The sequence below is a fragment of the Rhizobium sp. N621 genome (assembly GCF_001664325.1).
Lineage (GTDB): Bacteria > Pseudomonadota > Alphaproteobacteria > Rhizobiales > Rhizobiaceae > Rhizobium > Rhizobium esperanzae.
In genome coordinates this window covers 3,366,363-3,385,638 of sequence record NZ_CP013495.1, presented here as the reverse complement: position 1 = coordinate 3,385,638, position 19,276 = coordinate 3,366,363, and the positions used below count along the sequence as shown (strand labels likewise).

The following is a 19,276-nucleotide window of genomic DNA, read 5'->3' as shown; positions in this document are numbered from 1 at the left end:
CATGTGGAGGTTTGGCGAATTGAAGATGTGGGCCGCCCGAGGCGTCAAGCTCGTGAATGTGCGCACCACTTTAAGCTTGATCTGGGTGAGGCGGTTTGGATCGAACCTTCCGTCGCGCCCCTCTCGCCCGTATGCGTGAGGAACAGTTTCAGGGCACGACCTTCCGCTCAGGCTGGCCGTCGCCGTCTGATCATCTTGCCCGCCTGACGGGACCTGAATGAGCAACAAAAGGGACTATCAAATGCCGGCCAACGGCGAAACAGCCGGGCCATTCAAAGCGGTGCCGTCGACGGCGAAATGTGAGCCATGGCAAGGACAATCCCAGCAGCGCTCAAGGGAATTCCAGTGCACGTGGCAGCCTATGTGTGTGCAAGATGCCGATTGTTTGTAGAGCACCCCAGCCTCTGTTCGGAAGGCGGCGATCTTGGTCAGCCCCTCCCGGACAATGGCGCCTTCACCGGGCTGCAACTTGTTGACGGAATCGAGTTCGCCAGGCGCGACATACTCTGCGAAATTCTTGATCGCCGTCGCATTCTCCATCAGGTAATCGCCGATCGCCCGGGGCGTCTTCCGCGAGGGCTCGTAAAGTTCCCGCCACGGACTGTCGCCATTGAGCACGAGATCGCGGATCAACAGTGAAGCGACCACGCCATGGGTCATGCCTTCGCCGGAATCGCCGGTGATGACGAACACGCGTTGATTGCCGGGGTTGCGGCCGATGAAGGCGGCGTAGTCGATCGTCTCCATCACCTGCCCAGACCAGCGATGGGTCTCGGCTCCAATATCCGGCATCAGACGCCGGGTCCAGGCCGTCAAGGCGGCGAAGCGCTCTCCGGCATCGTCGACGGCGCCTGTTTTGTGGTCTTCACCGCCGACGATGAGAAAGTCCGTCGCGCCGTCACCGGGTTGCAGACGCACGTAATGATAGGGATCTTCCATGTCCCAATAGAGCCCATCTGCGATCGCCCCGCGTTCGATCTCGAAGGCCATCGCATAGGTCCGATACGGCGCTTGCTTGGTGTGAATGGCGACACGGTCATTGATCGGCGAGTTGGTGGCGACCACTGCCCATTTGCCGGTGATGCTGAAGCCGGAGTCCGTCGACACACGAACACCGCCTTCGGTCTCCTCGACCTGCTCGACCACTGTGTCGCAGAAGAGTTTGCCGCCGCGAGCGCGAATGCCCGCCGTCAGCCCACGGAGATATTTGAGCGGATGGAATGTCGCCTGACTGGCATAACGAAGCGCGGGTGTCGCAGCGCACCCCGCAAATGGCAGGCCTGTGACTTTCTCGACCGCGGCGCCGATTCGCAGTGCGGCGTCGAATTCGCGTTTGAGATCGGTTTCCTCTCCTTGGGACGATGGAAACAGGAACCCGTCGACACGTCTGAAATCACAGTCGATACCTTCGGTCACCCGGATCGCCTCTATACGGTCGATCGCCGCCGATTGGCTCTCATAGAACCGGCGAGCCAGGTCGCGCCCTCGAAGATCAATCAACTTGGAGAAATAGTCGTCGCATATGGATGACAGATGCGCGGTCGTGCGGGCCGTCATGCCGCTGCCTATCTGGCCGCGATCGATGACATCAACCTTCTGTCCTGCAAGGGCGAGTTCGTAGGCTACCGACAAGCCGGCAATTCCGGAGCCGATGACAACGACATCGGCCTCATCATTCCCAGTGAGTGGAGTGGCGTCGGGCATAACCCTGAGCGAGGCCCACAAGGAGACAGTTCTTTCGTCGCTCACATTCATGGCGCACATCTCCGAACAAGTATTTCCTAAATTGAAGAAGGCACGCAAAAGTTCCGCCGGGACCCTGCCAAACCTGCCCATTGGCAGACGGCGGCGAATGGAATCCGCCACGAAGGCCGAATACCATCGACAGCCTATTGCGGCGGAAGGCCGGCGCGCGCAAGGTCTGCTGCGGCGTGATCCATAATAGAAGGATCTCGGAAGTTCCAGGTCTGCCGCCACGACTGGATCGTCGCAGTCGGAGCTGACTTGAGCATCTTCTCGACGGCAGCTCGGGCGTCTGCCTCGCGTCCAAGACGCACATAGGCGATGGCTAGTTGCAACGGTGCGTCGGCGAAATCCGTTGTCTTCAGGACCTCAACTGCGTCCTCGTTTTTGCCAAGCACGATGTAGATAAAACCTCGCACATAGTTGAAAAACCAAGATAGCGCAGGGTCCCGCGCGGCTGCAGCGTCGGTCAGCTCCAGCGCCTTTTCGGTTTGACCGGCTTGTAGAAAGATACTCCCTGCGTCGGTAAGCGTGAACGCATTATAGGGTGCCACCGCAATGGCTTTGTTCATTGCCGCAACAGCGCCATCATGGTCCCTTTTGAGGGTCAGGAGCCAAGCGTTGAGCCAGTTTGCCAGTCTCACCACTTGCGGGCTCAGATTCTTGTCTGCGAGGACCTGTTTAACCAGTCGCTCCGCCTCCCGAAGATCGTCCTGCGGGTCAGAACTGTAGAGCAGCGCAGCGTTCAACCAGTGAGACCACCCCCATTCGACGGTCAAAAGAGGGGAGCCAGGGAATGTCTGCAGGCCCTGTCGTGAAATCTCACCGGATCGTTCGATACCTTCCTTCGTGTAGAGGTTCAATTGGCTTTCCGCGCGCAGGTAGTAGTCGTATTCAGCAAGATTGGTGCTATCCTTACCCCAGGCCTGACTGTAGTCCGCTTTGCGAATGGCTCCGAACTCGCCCGTCATCGCGCCCACGATCTTGCCGGTCAACTCATCCTGAAGCGCCCATGGGTCAGTTCCCGTTTTGTCGAAGCGGTCCGCCCAGACATGGTCTCCGGTTTTGGTGTTGATAAGCTGTGCAACGATGCGCACTCTATCGCCTTCCTTGCGTACGCTGCCCTCGACGACATAGCCGACGCCCAGCTCCTTGCCGATCTGGCGGATGTCGCCTTGCTTGCCCTCATAGGCAAACGACGAAGTTCGCGAGACGACCGCAATGTCAGAAAAGCGCGAGAGGATCGCGATGACGTCGTTCGCCAGCCCTTCTCCCATGTACCCAAGGCTCTTGTCGGCACTGAGATCAGCGAAGGGCAATACGGCGACAGAAGGAATCGTCCCGGAACCTGCAGGAGAGGTGATGGTCAGCGGATTCTGTAACGCCATCCATGCGGCCACCAAGGCGACGATGGTTGCCGCGGCCCCGATGGCCCACCATTGTCGGCCGATCCTGCGCTTGTGTCGAATGCGTGGGCGTGGCGCGGCGTCGATGCGCACTTGGTAGACATCGATAAGCTCTTCGATGTTCTTGACCTTCTGCCGTCCGATGGAATCGAAGGTAAATGCGAGTTTGTTCTCGACCTCCTTCGCCACCTTGCCGGAAACGCAGATCCCGGCCGGTGGCGCGAGTTGCTCCAGCCTGGCCGCGACGTTCACGCCTTCGCCATAGCGGTCGTCGCCGTCCACGATCACTTCGCCGATGTTGATACCAATGCGGACGTTGAACCTGTCCTCCTCAGGGACAGAGGCGTTGCGCTCGGTCATTCCGCGCTGCAGAGACACGGCACATTCGACCGCGTCGACCACGCTGCCGAACTCCGCGAGGAGGCCGTCGCCCATGAGCTTGAAGATGCGCCCATGATGCCGCGCAATCTCGGGCTCAAAAAGCTCGGTGCGGCGCGCTCGAAGACGGTCAAATGTGCCCGCTTCGTCTTGTTCCATAAGTGCGGAGTATCCGACCACGTCGGCGGCTAGAATTGCAGATAACCTGCGCTCCATGTCTCAATCCCCCGACATGAAATCTCCCCATACATTATACACGACTTTGCCGCATGTTTCAGCGATGGCTAATAAATCCGTCAGCGTGCGACCGGTGGTGCCCGACGCCGCTGCGGCTCTAAAACCGGGAATGGAACGGCACGGTATCCGATCGAGGTCACCGGAATGTATGACGGCTCGATCGGCTGGAGCGACCCGCGCTACCGGAAGGGGAACCGGAGGACGCTCATCGTCTGCTTCCATGTCATGCGCGACGAGAACCAACTCATCGAGACGATGGGCATGCCTAAATCCGGATCTAATTTGATGGAGAAGCGGCAGACGTGGCGCTGGCGTTCGGCTGAGAACTTGCCGTTCGTTCGGCTTGCGTGGCGTGCGGCGGTACCAGGAAATCGAGCAGACCGTCGCTCCCCAGATCGGCGGTTCTCTTTTCCAGAATGTCGCCAATCAAGGTCGTCAGAAATTCTGCCGTCATATGGTTCCAGTCTATGATGAACGGAACACCCTTGCTGCTGGTCAGGCACTTCTCCTTGTCGTAATCGCAGTGAAGCTTGACGATATCGATGTAGGTGAACGGAAGACCGGACGGGAAAAATGGCAGTTGCTCCAAAGGCTGGTTGGGCGGCGGATAGCTCGCTTCCCGCAGGCATATGGAGGCATCGGATTTTCTCTGAAACATCAGTCCCAGGCACGAGTGCAATTCGTCGAGCTGGAAATAATTTCCGAAAACGAAAACGCGCGCGTTATCCGAATGGCTTTTCATCCAGGAAATGAGCTCGAACCTGAACGGGTTGACGGGGTATTCGAAAGGCCGAAGGCTGGTGAGGAAGATTGCTTTGGTTCGGCTGAGCAGCGATTTGTCGTTGATATATTTTTCAAAGGGAATGCAGTATTTGTCGTAAATGCTGGCGCGAGAGGGAGCCTTAATAATATCGTTCTTGATTTCCACCATGCAGTTCAAGTAGCTGACCGCGACGATCTGATATCGGTCGGTATCGATGTAATTCTTCAGCGCGATCGACCAGTTTCTGGCGTGCGAGTCCCCAATGATGAAGATAATCGGTTTCCCAGCCTGAATGTTATCGTTCAAGCTCAGAAAAGTGCTTTCGAGCCGCGCCTCGTTCGCCTGCGCGACAGGTGAATAGACGTCATCCAATCTGTTGGGAAAGCCGGCCATAGTGATTGCTGACAGGACAGCAGCCGCGATGGTGACAACCGAGGAGCTGAGGGTGATCCAGAGAGCGCGGCTTCTCCTGGTGTGGCGCAGGGGCTTTTCGATGACGACGAAGCTGACGACCGAGACCAGCACCGTCACTGCGACGGCGAGAAGCCTGTCACCATTATCGAAATGCAAGCTTGTCAGCCGCGTGAAGGCGAAGACCGGATAGTGCCACAAATATAAGGAGTAGGACACCAGTCCGGTGAGTGCCGCAGGCCGAGAAGCCAACAGGCGCCCGACCGCGTTCTCACGGCTGGCGAATGCCAGGACCAGACAGGTCCCAAAGACCGGGATGACAGTGACCAGGCCAGGATGAACCGTGCCCTTTTTAAACAGGATGAGCGAACCAAGAACGAGGACAAGCCCGGCCGCTGCGAGCAACGGCTGGGGGCGAGGGCGCCCACGCCTCAGCTCGTAATAGGCGAGAAGTGTTCCGGCCAGCAGTTCCCAGGCCCGGGTGAGCGGCGAATAGAAGGCCTGTTGCGGATCGTGCCGTACAGTGACGAAGCAGAATGCAAAGCTGAGGGCGGCCGCCATCAACACGCATGGCAAAAACTTTGATTTCAGGTATCGGCGCACGATCAGCAACAAGACCGGAAAGGCGATATAAAACTGCTCTTCGACGCTCAATGACCAGGTGTGAAGAAAAGGCTTGAGAAGGGTATTGGGCTCGCCGTACTGGGCCGCAGTGAAATAAAAATAGATATTCGATCCGAACAGGAGCGAAGAACCTACGGAGTTCGCGTAGTCCGTGAGTTCCAACGGCAATAAAAAATAATAGGCGAAGGGCATCGTCGCGAAAATGACTGCGAACAATGCAGGCAGAATTCGCCGGGCGCGCCGGGCATAGAATTTCAGGAAATCGATACGCCCCGTCGCTTCGATTTCCGTCAGCAAAATCTGGGAAATCAGGAAGCCGCTGATCACAAAAAATACGTCGACGCCAATGTATCCACCCTGAAGCAAGGTGTGGCCGGCAACCGTGAACTCGGCGTGATAGAGAATAACCGCGATCACCGATATGGCCCTTAGGCCGTCAATCTCTGGTCGGTAAACCTTCAATGCTAACGCCTGCCTTGGATATCGAGAGCGTAGTTTGGTCGCGCGCAGGGGTGGCGCTTTTGGGCTGACCTAACACAGAGATCTTCGAGGGAGAACAGTACGGCCTGATAAAAGCTTTGGGGGCGGGACCGATTTCAATCTTTATTTTCTGTGCTGTTGTAAATCAGCATTCCGGAACCCTCGATGGGCAATCGGAAGGAGCGATGCAACCGCAGTTACCTTCGCAACAGGCTGGCTTGATTTCTGACGTGTCACTGAGGGCGCTCGCCCCTGAGGCGTTCATTGCCGGAGACAGGCTGCCAACAACAGTCGCAGCTACGAGGACCGGGGTGATCGAGACCGTAAGGCGGTCCAGCCCGCTTTCGAGGAGTGGAAAAGGATGAAGGCGATTGGCTCGGGATTTCAGGCCTGATCGCCTTCGCCGGCCTCACAATCGGCGGCATTGTCACTTATATCGGTGACTTGGGTGCGGCACTGGCCAAAGATCAACTGAACCGTGTCGTGCGCTCTGGATAAAAAAAGCCCCGCCGAGACGGGGCAATCAGTTGAGGACGAAACCGCGCGTCGGTAGTCAGAGGCTTGCGAGCGCAGGCATCTTGCGCGGTCTCAATGCGATAACGATTGGCGGCCATCCTGGTTCCTGTGCGATTTTGGACAGATTATTTATTCTCGATGCAACGGGTTCCGTTTGCACCAAAGAAACCCGCAAGAGCGGGGATCAAGGAATGGGGGTGTTTGTGGGCACAATGCGTCGGGGCGCTGCAACGACTACTTTGCACAAGCTGGAGATTTTTTCAATAATATTACTTTTAACAGTTCTGCGTCCACAAATGTGTTTTTCAACTAATGGATCTATTTTTGGATTTCGCACGAAAACACAAATTGACTTCTACTTGCAGTAATATTTCGTATCATTGGGGCGGGCTGCTCAGCGATCACTTGCTCACCCCAAGCATTGTATCTCCTGTACGTTGGGCGGCCACTCTCGCTCTCACAATCAGCCACACCAATCGTTGCGCTGCTTGGGGCTCCAGCTGCGAGCGAAGCCTTCAAACCGGCGGGCCGACAGCTTCCACTGAAGCTACTCGACAGCACGACACCGCGGCCGGCGCAGCTATGCTGCGCTATGAGCCGGTCAAGGCGCCACCTCCACCGGCCGCGGCAATGCCGCAGCCATCAGGCTTTGGTTATTCCCTCGGCGGCCCGCCCCGCCGCTCCAGCGCCGTCTTGCGGATGGTCTCCGCGATCTCCGGACTATTGCTCGACAATATCTGGAAATCCACGGCGTAGAGCGACAGCAGCGATACCTCGGTTGCTGCGCTGACCGTCGCTGAGCGAGGATCGCCACTGATCAGCGCCATCTCGCCAAAGAAGTTTCCGGCACCGAGTTCCACTGGATGGTCGGGTGTCGCCACGGTGACCCGCCCCTCGACAATGAAGAACATCTGATCGCCAACATCGCCCTTGCGGCAGATCACGGCACCTGCGGGGACAATGCGCGGTCGCAACGCCCGAACGATCTCGATCAGTGCAGCGGAACCAAGCTTCTGGAACAGGGGTACGGCAGCGACCAATTGCCAGTTGCGAACGAAGTCTTGGCGGCGAACCTCTTCGTAGAAGCCGGTGGCGAGGATGCCGGCCCAAAGAGCAAAAATACCGATCCCGCTCATCATCACCAATCCGGCCAGAACTCGACCTGCAAGACTCTGCGGGATCTCGTCACCGTAGCCGGTCGTCGACAGCGTCACGACCGCCCACCACATCGCCTGCGGAATGCTGCCGAACTTATCGGGCTGGACGTCTCGCTCGATGATATAACCGGCCAACGCAGCGCCAAAAAGAACGATGCCGAACACCGATGTCACGCCAAGCAGATTGCGCGATTCATTCGCGACCACCTTTGCCAGCAGCCTGAAGAAGGTCGAGTCGCGCGACGGCTTGAGAAGCCAAATGGCGCAATAGAGTTCTCGATCACGGGACCCAACCAACAAGAATGCAGCAGCCGGAACCAGAACCGCGAGCAAATCGATCACGAGGGCCGTCATATCCCCCGACAGGCGGCGCCGTCGTGAAAGCAATGTGCCGCCCAGTTGGAGAACATAGACCAGCCAAATTGCCGCAAGTAGCAGCTCAAAGACAAGCCTCTCCTGTCCAGTAAGGCCCTGCGTCGTCAGTGCGGCAACGACCAGGAGACCGATTGTAGCGAACAGCGCGTTGAGCGGCGTCGAAATCTTTGAGAAAGGCACTGCCGACATTACATACTCCCCACGCCCGGCATTCGTGGACAATAGATACCTTCGGGCCACACACAAGGGAACGGGGACTGATGCAATGTGTCTTCGCACCAAAGAATTTGGCAGCCGGAATCGCGTTACAACATTTCACGGGGAATGTAGATCATCCGAACAGCGAAAGGGAGCGCGTGACCTTCTGACTGTGCGACGCTAACGGGGCAGCGGCTATATCAAGGGTCGGCCGCAAACGCACGTATGCAGCGGCGAATCCTTCAACTATTTGATTAAAATTGGTTTTTTTAGAAAGCTCCTTCCGAGCTTCCGGTTAGGTCGGTCACCCCTCTCACACGGATTCCGAGCCATTTCCAAGATGGCAAGCGTGAGAAGTGGTGGCGCGCCCGACAGGAAACGCCCGGCGTAGGGGCTTCCGGTATCCTAAACGCTTGAAATCAAACCCACCTTGCCAAGACCTAAGCTAAGTAATGTGACGAAAGGTGAAGTAGTAAAGTCCGCAATAAGCCGGTTCAGGTGGTCAACAATCCGCCGCGCGGTGGCGTTTTTCTCGTAGTTCCTCCAGCGCAGGCTCTCTTTGGAACCCGTGTAGCTCGCCAAATTGGATCTTAATGGAAGGTGCGGCAACTGATTTGCGCCTCTGGGGCTGTCGCTCGAAGGGCGGCCCCTCGCGGGCACGGCGCTCTCAACGTATAGCACAGTCCGCCCCGGTGCATTCTCATAAACCGCAAGCGTGGCGGCGTGCTGGCCGCCCACCTGTGAAAGTCGATAAGGTGGACTTTTCGGAAAAAGGCCCTACATCCGCTCTATCGTCGGCAACCGAAAACGTAGGCGCTGACGGCTGAGGGTTATTCTGTGCTCCCGCCTGCAAAACAGCGGTGTGCACCTATGGGCAAGCCCCCCTACGACCCGTTGAAATCCTCCCGCGCTCTCATCCAACGATCATACGAGTTGCTGGCGTCAACCAGTCGGCTCGTCTCAGCGGAACGGCGGTTCCAGGAGTTGGCCGAAAACGGCCGCCCAGACCCAGCGTCTAGTCAACGCGAGGCCGTGTCCCGGGAAAGTTGAAAGCTTATGCTGGCGGTGTGGAGCGCACTTCGGTGGGCGCTCGAATTCGTCAGCAAAGCCTTTGGAAGCGCAACGGTGCTAAGTGCACCAGTCATTCCGCTGCTTCGGGCTCCATGTCAGAGCAAGGCTTTCCGCAGCAGCTTCTTGCCGATTTCTTCACCATTCGTTCGGTAGATGTTGGTGAGCGGCCGGTGCGCTTGTGTTTTGTCCACCGGGGCGCTCCATTCGATCCGCAATCGTGGATCTTCTCACCGCCGCGGAGGAAGAAGCGGAACAGCTTTCGATGTCTAAGCGATGGCCGATGTGGAAGGCGCTCGCGATCGTCTGGTTCAGGAAATGCAAAAAGCGGAAACAGACGGTGGCGCGCGCTGCATGACAAACCCGGGCGCCGGTCGCTATTCGAACCGGCGCTCGACAGGCTCGGCGTCAGACGCTTCGACGGGATCGGTCGGTGATCGGCGCTGCGCAGCATCCATTGACGTCTGGCGCGACAGATCACGACTGTCTGCGAAAGCTGTAGGCAACTGCACCAACGGCCCGCTTCCTATGTGCTTCCTGGGACCTCGAAACAAACCACGGATTTTTCACTAAATTGTTGATCTGGACCGCCACATAAGCGCGGATTCGCGGTCATTGAAAACACTGGCATTCTGGCAATGATTGCAACGATAATCTCGAACTCAGATTCCAAAAACGCGGATTCTGATAAGCCCGTAAGCCATAAACGCGGACTGAATTTTTGGCCGCAACCGCGAATCTGACGCTCTTTCATAATGATCTGGGCGGAGACCCAAGGCATGAAGAACGCCCTAACGTTCTGGGCAAGTACCAGACGATCCGGCCTCACCAAGTCATTGCCGATGCAGACCACCGCGGAGCTCATCGCAAACGCCTGCGGGCAGGGCGGATCATGCGCGCAATATCTGCACAACACGATCGTTGATCTTGAGGCCGAGGGGATCCGAGACCGAAACCTCTGGCATCTGCAAGCGCTCGTGGCCGAGCGGATCAAGGCAAAGCAAGCAGCCTGAGGTCGTCGTCCTAACTGAGCGTCAATCCAGCATGACCATGTGCGCCGGGACCTGCTCTTCGAAGAACTTCGAGAAGGATGCGATCCGGGGAGGCAGAGCCTGATATGGGGGATAATAAAGCGTCAGCCACAACTCTGGCGGTGCCCATCCTTTAAAGACCTGTACTAGGCGCCCGGTGCGCAGGTGTTCGGCGATGTGAAACCCCGGTAGCATGGCAACGCCCGCACCGTCGGCGGCCATGTCCGCCAGAACCTCGCCACTATTGGCGCTGAAGGCCCGGCCAGCCGAAATCGTCATGCTCGATCCGCCGTCCGACAGCACCCAGTTCTCACGTCGGCTTTCGCCGCTATACGCGAGGCAGTCATCGGGTGTCAGTTCGTTTGGGTGCTGCATGTCGACGAATCGACTCCCAGGGGCGGCGACCAGGATGCGCGGCACCACCCTGATTTTGCGCCAGATCGTGAACTTGTCGGACGGCTGGGAGGAGATGCGGATCGCCAGATCGTAGTCGTCATCGACGATGTTCACCAATCCATCCGACAGCGAGATCTCGAAGCTCATCTTCGGGTAGCGCTCCTTGAATCCTGAAAGGATCGGCGGGAGCACGGCCTTGCCAAACCACGTTGGCGCGCTGATCCGGAGCCGCCCCTCATCCGCCTTGTGAGCGTTCATCACCTCACGCCGCGCGTCCTCCAGAGTCTTCACCGCGGGCTGGATCTGCGCGGCAAAGATCGCGCCGTCGGTCGTCAGGGACACCTGCCTGGTCGTGCGCACAAAGAGCTGCACGCCAAGTTCCGCCTCAAGGGCGGCAATCGCCCGTGTCACGGCTGCGGGTGTCATGTCCAGTTCGCGCGCGACCTGGGCGAAATTCCGCTTTTCGGCAGCGAGGAGGAAGGTTCGGAGTGCTTTGTAGTCGTTCATATCATTGTTTCAGAATTGGCAATTCAATCACAAGAAATATTGCAATTCTCGACGAGGATCAACCAGCCTAAATTCAGATCAACACATGAAGCACCAACGCCCGATGAAAGGCATCGACATGATCAAGGATATCAAGGGACTGCATCACGTGACCTCCATGGCATCGGATGCGCGGCAGAATAACCGCTTCTTCACCGACACGCTGGGTCTGCGCCGCATCAAGCAGACAGTCAACTTCGACGACCCGAGCGTCTATCACCTGTACTACGGCGACGAGAACGGTTCAGCCGGGACGGTCATGACTTACTTCCCGTTCCCCAACATGATGCTGGGGCGTCCGGGCGTAGGCGAGGTCGGTGAGACGCAGTTCTCGGTTCCAAAGGGCTCGCTGAAGTTCTGGCAGAATCGCCTCGCGGCCCAGGGTGTCGACGGTCTGGAAAAGGATACTGTCTTCGGTGCCAACCGTCTTCGCTTCATGGGTCCGGATGGCGACGGTCTTGCGCTGATTGAGTCCGCCGACGACAACCGCGCGCCATGGCTGGCGGACGGAATTCCTTACGATGCGGCCATCCGCGGTTTCGCCGGCGCTCGCTTCAGCCTGCATGACACCGCAGCGACGAAAGAGCTTCTCGGCTTCATGGGTTACCAGCGCGCCGAGAAGGAGGTCGACGTGACTCGCTTCATCATCCCCAATGGCAACGGAGCGGATACGATCGATCTCGCATCCCTGCCGAAAACGCCCTTTGCGCGTCAGGGGGCGGGATCGGTTCACCACATCGCGTTCGCCGTCGACAACCGCGAGAAGCAGCTCGAGGTGCGCAAAGCGCTGATGGATACAGGCTATCAGGTCACACCCGTCATCGACCGCGACTACTTCTGGGCCATCTACTTCCGCACGCCGGGCGGCATTTTGTTCGAGATCGCCACCAATGAACCGGGCTTCAATCGCGACGAAGACACGGCTCACCTTGGGGAAGCACTCAAGCTACCGGGCCGATATGAAGCTTTCCGCGATCAGATCCAGGCAAATCTCGAGCCACTGGGTGCCTGACAAACTGATGGCATTTCGAACCTTGGCCGCCGCACGTCTACCCGGCGGCGACCTGGGTTTTTGCAGGGAAGATCTTCAAACATTCGACTACGCCTGATGCCCTTTGCAACGATAACTGAGTCCCAAACGGCATTCGCACACATTCGATGGAGAGAAGAAAATGGATCAATTGGGAGCGATCAGAGCCTTTGTTCGCGTCGTCGAGGCCGGATCCTTTGCAAAGGCCGCAGACACGATGGGTGCGCCGCGGTCGACCGTGAGTAAGCTTGTTCAGGATCTCGAGGCAAGCTTGAGCCTCAAACTGCTCGAACGCACGACACGTTCAGTCACCGTGACACCTGAGGGAGTTGCTTACTACGAGCGTGCCATTCGCCTGATCGCCGATTTCGACGAAATGAACAATGAGGCGACCCGTGGGCGCCTGGCCACCAGGGGAAGACTTCGGGTTGACGTAGGAGGAAGCTTCGCGAACGCGATTCTAATCCCTCGCTTGCCAGAGTTTTACGCGCTCTACCCAGAGATCGAGTTGCAGCTTGGTGTAACAGAACGTCAGGCCGACATCGTCGAAGAGGGCATAGACTGCGTCATTCGTGCCGGCGATCTGCCCAGCGCATCTCTTGTTGCGAGGAAGTTATGCAGCGTTGAGATAGTGACCTGCGCAACCCCGGGCTACCTCGAAAAACACGGCGTGCCAGCTTCGCCATCGGATCTGCAGCGTGACCATATTTTCGTGCAGTACTTTTATGCACGTAGTCTGAAAGCTGCACCCGTTCGGCTGATCAAAGGCGATGAGAAAATAGAGATCTACAGCCCCATCAAGCTCTCCACCTGTGATGCGACGGCGCATTTGCATGGAATACTAGCAGGACTGGGTATCGGGCAGACATTTGAATTCTTGGCACGGCCCCATATCGCGCGGGGCGCCCTGGTCCCAATCATGACGGATTGGGCGCCACCACGCTATCCTGTTCACATAATAAGGCCAGCGGGCCGGTTTCCGAGCGTTAAGTATCAGGTCTTTGCGGACTGGGTTGCGGGCGTGTTTTCTGCCTACGACCGTGATACCGACACACCCTAGTGGCTTTGTCCATATCCATGGATGGCTACTCCACAATCACGGGCTTCTCCCATCTCTCCTTTGAAGATATTCCCCCGGCTGATTTGATCCATCGTCGGACAGACGGCGCGGAGTGGGCAACGGCTGTTGAGAACAAGCAGAAGACAAATTGATCGCGATATGGAACCCCTGCGCGTAGAGCGTACTCACACCGACTCGTGCGACGTCCGCGGGTCAGCCGAGCAGAGTAATTGTTGCGAAAAACGCAATTCATTCGCAATGAATATTCCAATTTCGCACAGGCGCAAATCACACTACGTTTCTTTTCAGCAGCCGAGGCAACCAGTGAATGGAAGCATTGGTTTCGACCTACTCAGGGCCTTACGAGCCGTGTTCCAGGACATGGTGTCCGACAGACACGCCCTGCCCAGTTTATAACCCGCCGCATTCGCGGTCCAAACAACCGAAGAGGAAAATTTCATGTCCAAGCTCGAAGTTCTCACTCCCGCCAATAGCCAGTTGATTTTCATCGACCAGCAGCCGCAGATGGCCTTCGGCGTCCAGTCGATCGACCGCCAGGTACTGAAGAACAATGTCGTCGGCCTCGCCAAGGCTGCCAAGATCTTCAACGTCCCGACCACGATCACCACGGTCGAGACGCAATCCTTCTCGGGCAACACGTTTCCGGAACTGCTTGCCGTCTACCCGGAGAACGATATTCTCGAGCGCACCTCGATGAACTCCTGGGACGACCAGAACGTCCGTGACGCGCTGGCGAAGAATGCGGCCAACGGCCGCAAGAAGATCGTCGTCTCCGGTCTCTGGACCGAAGTCTGCAACACCACCTTCGCGCTCTCGGCCCTGCATGATGTTCCGGACTACGAAATCTACATGGTCGCGGATGCTTCCGGCGGCACGTCCTCCGACGCACACAAATACGCGATGGACCGGATGGTTCAGGCAGGCGTGATCCCGGTCACCTGGCAGCAGGTCTTGCTCGAGTGGCAGCGCGACTGGGCCCGCAGGGAAACCTACGATGCTGTCACCACCCTGGTGAAGGAGCATTCCGGCGCATACGGCATGGGCGTCGACTACGCCTACACGATGGTTCACGGCGCAGAGGAACGCGTCAAGCACGGCAAGCGCATCGGCCCGAACCCAGCCAAGTAACGGCATGATCAGGCCGCTCGATAAGCCGGTCGGAGCGGCCTTTCCCTAACCGTGGAGGACATCCCGTGAAAATCTATCTTCTCTCTCTCGGTGCAGGTCTGCTTGTGGGCATCGTCTACAGCCTCCTGAACGTCCGCTCGCCGGCTCCGCCCGTCATCGCACTGGTCGGCCTTCTCGGCATTCTCGTCGGCGAACAGATCATCCCCTTCGCAAAGACCTTGTGGAGCAGGGAGCCGGCAGCCGTTTCATGGCTTCATCAGATCAAGCCGCACATGTTCGGCCACCTGCCGAAGGGCGGCGATCGGATCGACCTCGCCCATCAGGCGGAGGCGAAAGCGGAGGAGCGGAGCTGATGACGACTCGTCGATCCTTTCTTGGGGGCGCGTCGAGCCTGGCGTTCTCGAACCTCTTCTCCCCGGCGAAAGCCGCCGATCCCAACCAGACCGGAGTAGACACCATGCATCCCGACCTGATCCTCCACAACGGCCGCGTGACGACCCTCGACCGGACCAATCCGAACGCTACGGCGATCGCCATCAAGGATGGCCTGTTTCTCGAAGTCGGATCCGACAGCGAGATTATGGCGCTGGCTGGTGCCAACACGAAGATCGTCGACCTCAGGGGCAAGCGCGTCCTGCCGGGTCTGATCGACAACCACACCCACGTCGTGCGCGGCGGCCTGAACTACAACATGGAACTGCGCTGGGACGGCGTACGGTCGCTCGCCGATGCGATGGACATGCTGAAGCGCCAGGTGGCGATTACGCCCGCGCCGCAATGGGTGCGCGTCGTCGGGGGGTTCACTGAACATCAGTTCGCCGAAAAGCGCCTGCCGACGATCGAGGAGATCAATGCGATCGCTCCCGATACCCCCGTCTTCCTGTTGCACCTTTATGACCGTGCTCTGCTCAACGGCGCCGCTCTCCGTGCAGTCGGCTACGCCCGGGACACGCCGAACCCGCCCGGCGGCGAAATCACGCGCGATGCCAACGGCAACCCGACTGGCATGCTGCTCGCGAAGCCGAATGCGGGCATTCTGTACTCGACGCTCGCCAAGGGGCCAAAGCTTCCTCTGGACTACCAGGTCAACTCGACCCGCCACTTCATGCGCGAACTGAACCGCCTCGGCGTGACAGGCGTGATCGATGCTGGCGGGGGCTTCCAGAACTATCCGGACGATTATGAGGTCATCGAGAAGCTCTCCGACGAGAACCAGATGACGGTTCGGCTTGCCTACAATCTCTTCACGCAGAAGCCGAAGGAAGAAAAGCAGGACTTCCTGAACTGGACGCAGTCGGTCAAATACAAGCAGGGCAACGACTACTTCCGTCACAACGGTGCCGGTGAGATGCTGGTCTTCTCGGCTGCCGACTTCGAGGATTTCCGCCAGCCCCGTCCAGAAATGGCTCCGGAAATGGAAGGCGAGCTGGAAGAGGTCGTCCGCGTACTGGCAGAAAACCGCTGGCCCTGGCGTCTCCACGCCACCTATGACGAGACTATCTCCCGCGCCCTCGATGTATTCGAGAAGGTCGACAGGGACATTCCGCTCGAAGGACTGAACTGGTTCTTCGACCATGCCGAAACCATCTCGGATCGCTCGATCGACCGCATCGCCGCACTCGGTGGCGGCATCGCCACTCAGCACCGCATGGCCTATCAGGGCGAATATTTCGTTGAGCGCTACGGCCATGGAGTGGCGGAAGCCACACCGCCGATAAAGCGCATGCTCGACAAGCGCGTGAATGTCTCGGCAGGTACGGATGCTACCCGCGTCGCCTCCTACAATCCGTGGGTCTCGCTCTCCTGGATGGTGACCGGCAAGACAGTCGGCGGAATGCAGCTCTACCCGCGTGCAAACTGCCTCGATCGCGAGACGGCGCTGCGCATGTGGACCGAAAAGGTCACATGGTTCTCGAACGAAGAGGGTAAGAAGGGCCGTATCGAGAAGGGCCAGTTTGCCGACCTCGTGGTGCCGGACAAGGACTTCTTCTCCTGCGCCGAGGACGAGATTTCGTTCCTCACCTCGGAACTGACCATGGTCGGCGGCAAGATCGTCTATGGCGCGGGCGACTTCAAGACGCTCGACGAGAACGACATCCCGCCTGCGATGCCCGACTGGTCTCCCGTACGCAAGTTCGGCGGTTACGCGGCCTGGGGCGAACCGGAAGGCGCAGGCGCTCGCTCATTGCGCCGCACGGCGATCTCCACATGCGGATGTGCCAGCGATTGCGGCGTGCATGGCCATGACCATGCTGGAGCTTGGACATCCAAGCTTCCAATCGCCGACCTCAAGGGATTCTTCGGCGCTCTCGGCTGCTCCTGCTGGGCGGTCTAACCTCAGCTTTGCGCTCGGGCGGCCACGCCACCGCCCGAGCGACCGTCGGATAATTTCAAAAAATGCAATTAAATTGAAACGATTGCTGCAATTGTTGGTAAGACGGTAACCAGCCAATATCGCTCCATCAAACGCAGCCGCTCGATCAGATCGGCGAACATGCAGGAGTAGATATGACCCGCCATTCCCATATGTCGAATCCAGTCCGGAGCAGACTCGCACGCATCGTCGCTTCTCCGATCACGCGAACCGCTTCGCTGCTCGCACTCTGCGCCGCCTACATCCAGGGCCCGCTCAACAAGATCTTCGATTTCAACGGCGCACTGGCCGAGATGGACCACTTCGGTCTCCACCCAGCCGCGTTCTTCGCGGTCGCCGTCATCGTTTTCGAGCTGACGGCTTCTGCCATGGTGGTCTCGGGCTTCTTCCGTTGGGCTGGAGCATTGGCCCTCGCGGCCTTCACGCTCATGGCAACGTTCATCGCTCTCCGCTTCTGGGAGATGGCTCCCGGCATGGACCGCATGATGGCGACCAACGCCTTCTTTGAACATGTTGGCCTCGCTGGCGCATTCCTCTTTGTCGCCGCGTTCGACCTCGCCAAGGGAGCAGGCAAATGAGCGCTGCAAAATCATCCGGCGGAACCTTCGCGCCACTCGCACAGCCTGTGTTTGCGGTTCTCTGGATCGCCACCGTCCTTGGCAATACCGGAAGCTTCATGCGCGACGTCGCCAGCTCCTGGCTGATGACGGATCTGTCGGCATCGCCGGCCGCGGTCGCTATGGTCCAGGCGGCCGGAACCCTGCCGGTCTTCCTGCTTGCCATTCCGGCGGGCGTTCTCACCGACATCCTCGATCGCCGCAAGTTCCTGATCGCCGTCCAGCTCCTGCTGGCATCCGTCAGCATCTCCCTGATGGTTCTGTCCCAGACGGACATGCTGTCGGTCAGCGCGCTGATCGGTCTGACTTTCCTCGGCGGCATTGGCGCTGCTCTGATGGGGCCGACATGGCAGGCCATTGTCCCCGAACTGGTCAAGCGCGAGGATGTAAAGAGCGCCGTGGCGCTGAACTCGCTTGGCATCAACATCGCCCGCTCGATCGGGCCTGCCGCGGGCGGCCTGCTTCTCGCGGCATTCGGAGCCGGGATCACCTACGGCGCGGATGTCGCAAGCTACGCCGTGGTGATTGCCGCTCTGCTCTGGTGGCCGCGGGCTAAGAATGCCAACGACGAGCTTCAGGAGAACTTCTTCGGTGCCTTCCGGGCCGGGCTTCGCTACACCCGCTCGAGCACACCGCTCCATGTCGTCCTCCTGCGCGCCGCGATCTTCTTCGCCTTCGCCAGCGCCGTCTGGGCGCTCCTCCCGCTCGTCGCCCGGCAATTGCTCGGGGGGGATGCCAGCTTCTACGGCATCCTGCTCGGTGCAGTCGGTGTAGGCGCGATTGGCGGCGCCTTGGTCATGCCGAAGCTGCGCGAACGCCTGAGTTCCGACGGCCTGCTTCTCGGCGCCGCGCTGACCACCGCTGCCGTCATGGGTGTCCTGTCACTCGCCCCGCCGAAGATCGTTGCCATCATCGTTCTTCTGTTCCTTGGTGCGGCATGGATCACTGCTCTGACGACGCTCAACGGCGCGGCCCAGGCTGTTCTTCCGAACTGGGTGCGTGGCCGCGGCCTCGCCGTCTACCTCACTGTCTTCAATGGTGCGATGACTGCCGGGAGCCTTGGTTGGGGCGCGGTCGGCGAGGCTGTCGGCATCCAGTCGACCTTGCTCATCGGAGCCGCTGGACTGCTTGTGGCCGGGTTCATCATGCACCGCGTGAAGCTTCCTGCAGGCGATGCCGACTTGGTGCCATCCAACCATTGGCCTGAGCCGCTTGTTGCGGAACCCATTGCCCATGACCGTGGTCCGGTTCTGATCCTGATTGAGTACAAGGTCGAGAGGCAGCACCGCAGCGCATTCCTGCACGCCATCAATCATCTTTCCAACGAACGCCGCCGTGATGGTGCCTATGGCTGGGGTGTCACCGAGGACTCGGCTGACCCGGAGAAGATCGTCGAATGGTTCATGGTGGAATCCTGGGCCGAACATCTTCGCCAGCACAAGCGGGTCTCCAATGCCGACGCCGACCTGCAGGGCCAGGTGCTCGCCTACCATGTCGGTCCCGGCAAACCCCTTGTCCGTCACTTTCTGACGATCAATCGGCCTGGTGCCGCATAACGAAAACGCAAAGGGCAGGGCGGCTTCGGCCGCCCTTCCATTATGTCGCCTGGAGCAATGAATTCGAAACAATTGATGCAATTGCGAGCGCAGAGGTTCGGTGACAAAACTTGCCTACCCCGCGAAACACGACATCGCCGCATCGGCATCAATCGAGGTCA

At 58.7% G+C, this 19,276-nt stretch carries 13 protein-coding genes and 1 pseudogene; 9 read left to right on the top strand and 5 right to left on the bottom strand.

Translation table 11 applies throughout. The annotated features are described in order from the left end of the window. Positions 1-237 precede the first annotated feature (237 nt). From AMK00_RS16415 to AMK00_RS16405, 3 genes are all read right to left on the bottom strand, one after another. Positions 238-1,755: an FAD-dependent oxidoreductase gene (locus AMK00_RS16415; RefSeq protein ID WP_064811101.1), complete on the bottom strand. Its 1,518-nt coding sequence runs from the start codon at positions 1,753-1,755 to the stop codon at positions 238-240. Positions 1,756-1,889: 134 nt separating this feature from the next. Next, complete coding sequence (locus tag AMK00_RS16410; protein WP_064811100.1) at positions 1,890-3,743, bottom strand: adenylate/guanylate cyclase domain-containing protein; 1,854 nt, start codon at positions 3,741-3,743, stop codon at positions 1,890-1,892. A gap of 298 nt (positions 3,744-4,041) precedes the next feature. After that, on the bottom strand, positions 4,042-6,024 hold the full coding sequence (locus tag AMK00_RS16405) for an acyltransferase family protein (RefSeq protein ID WP_064811099.1): 1,983 nt from the start codon (positions 6,022-6,024) through the stop codon (positions 4,042-4,044). 346 nt (positions 6,025-6,370) lie between these two features. Here AMK00_RS16405 and AMK00_RS32600 point away from each other — a divergent pair. After that, a pseudogene (locus AMK00_RS32600) lies at positions 6,371-6,517 on the top strand (DUF1515 domain-containing protein); the annotation flags it as partial. A 694-nt stretch (positions 6,518-7,211) separates the two neighbouring features. Here the strand turns inward: AMK00_RS32600 and AMK00_RS16400 are convergent. Continuing rightward, a complete protein-coding gene (locus tag AMK00_RS16400; RefSeq protein WP_064811098.1) occupies positions 7,212-8,279 on the bottom strand; it encodes a cyclic nucleotide-gated ion channel in 1,068 nt (355 codons plus the stop codon). 1,856 nt (positions 8,280-10,135) lie between these two features. Here AMK00_RS16400 and AMK00_RS16395 point away from each other — a divergent pair. Further along, positions 10,136-10,369: a gamma-glutamylcyclotransferase gene (locus AMK00_RS16395; RefSeq protein ID WP_442966352.1), complete on the top strand. Its 234-nt coding sequence runs from the start codon at positions 10,136-10,138 to the stop codon at positions 10,367-10,369. Positions 10,370-10,390: 21 nt separating this feature from the next. Here the strand turns inward: AMK00_RS16395 and AMK00_RS16390 are convergent, their stop codons facing one another. After that, positions 10,391-11,290, bottom strand: coding sequence for a LysR family transcriptional regulator (locus AMK00_RS16390; protein WP_064811097.1), 900 nt, complete (start codon positions 11,288-11,290; stop codon positions 10,391-10,393). A 118-nt stretch (positions 11,291-11,408) separates the two neighbouring features. Here AMK00_RS16390 and AMK00_RS16385 point away from each other — a divergent pair, with 118 nt between their 5' ends. From AMK00_RS16385 to AMK00_RS16355, 7 genes are all read left to right on the top strand, one after another. Beyond that, positions 11,409-12,341, top strand: coding sequence for a VOC family protein (locus AMK00_RS16385; RefSeq protein WP_064811743.1), 933 nt, complete (start codon positions 11,409-11,411; stop codon positions 12,339-12,341). A 160-nt stretch (positions 12,342-12,501) separates the two neighbouring features. Next, a complete protein-coding gene (locus tag AMK00_RS16380; RefSeq protein ID WP_064811096.1) occupies positions 12,502-13,419 on the top strand; it encodes a LysR family transcriptional regulator in 918 nt (305 codons plus the stop codon). A 459-nt stretch (positions 13,420-13,878) separates the two neighbouring features. Then, positions 13,879-14,568 (top strand): hydrolase, encoded by a 690-nt coding sequence (locus AMK00_RS16375; protein WP_064811095.1) that lies wholly within the window; start codon positions 13,879-13,881, stop codon positions 14,566-14,568. A 65-nt stretch (positions 14,569-14,633) separates the two neighbouring features. Further along, positions 14,634-14,921: a XapX domain-containing protein gene (locus tag AMK00_RS16370; protein ID WP_064811094.1), complete on the top strand. Its 288-nt coding sequence runs from the start codon at positions 14,634-14,636 to the stop codon at positions 14,919-14,921. After that, positions 14,921-16,903: an amidohydrolase gene (locus AMK00_RS16365; RefSeq protein ID WP_064811093.1), complete on the top strand. Its 1,983-nt coding sequence runs from the start codon at positions 14,921-14,923 to the stop codon at positions 16,901-16,903. Before AMK00_RS16370 ends, AMK00_RS16365 begins: the two co-directional genes overlap by 1 nt. 173 nt (positions 16,904-17,076) lie before the next feature. Then, positions 17,077-17,520: a DoxX family protein gene (locus tag AMK00_RS16360; RefSeq protein ID WP_064811092.1), complete on the top strand. Its 444-nt coding sequence runs from the start codon at positions 17,077-17,079 to the stop codon at positions 17,518-17,520. Then, the gene (locus tag AMK00_RS16355) at positions 17,517-19,115 is read left to right on the top strand and encodes an MFS transporter (protein WP_064811091.1); all 1,599 of its coding nucleotides are present in this window, start codon (positions 17,517-17,519) and stop codon (positions 19,113-19,115) included. Before AMK00_RS16360 ends, AMK00_RS16355 begins: the two co-directional genes overlap by 4 nt. Positions 19,116-19,276 lie beyond the last annotated feature (161 nt).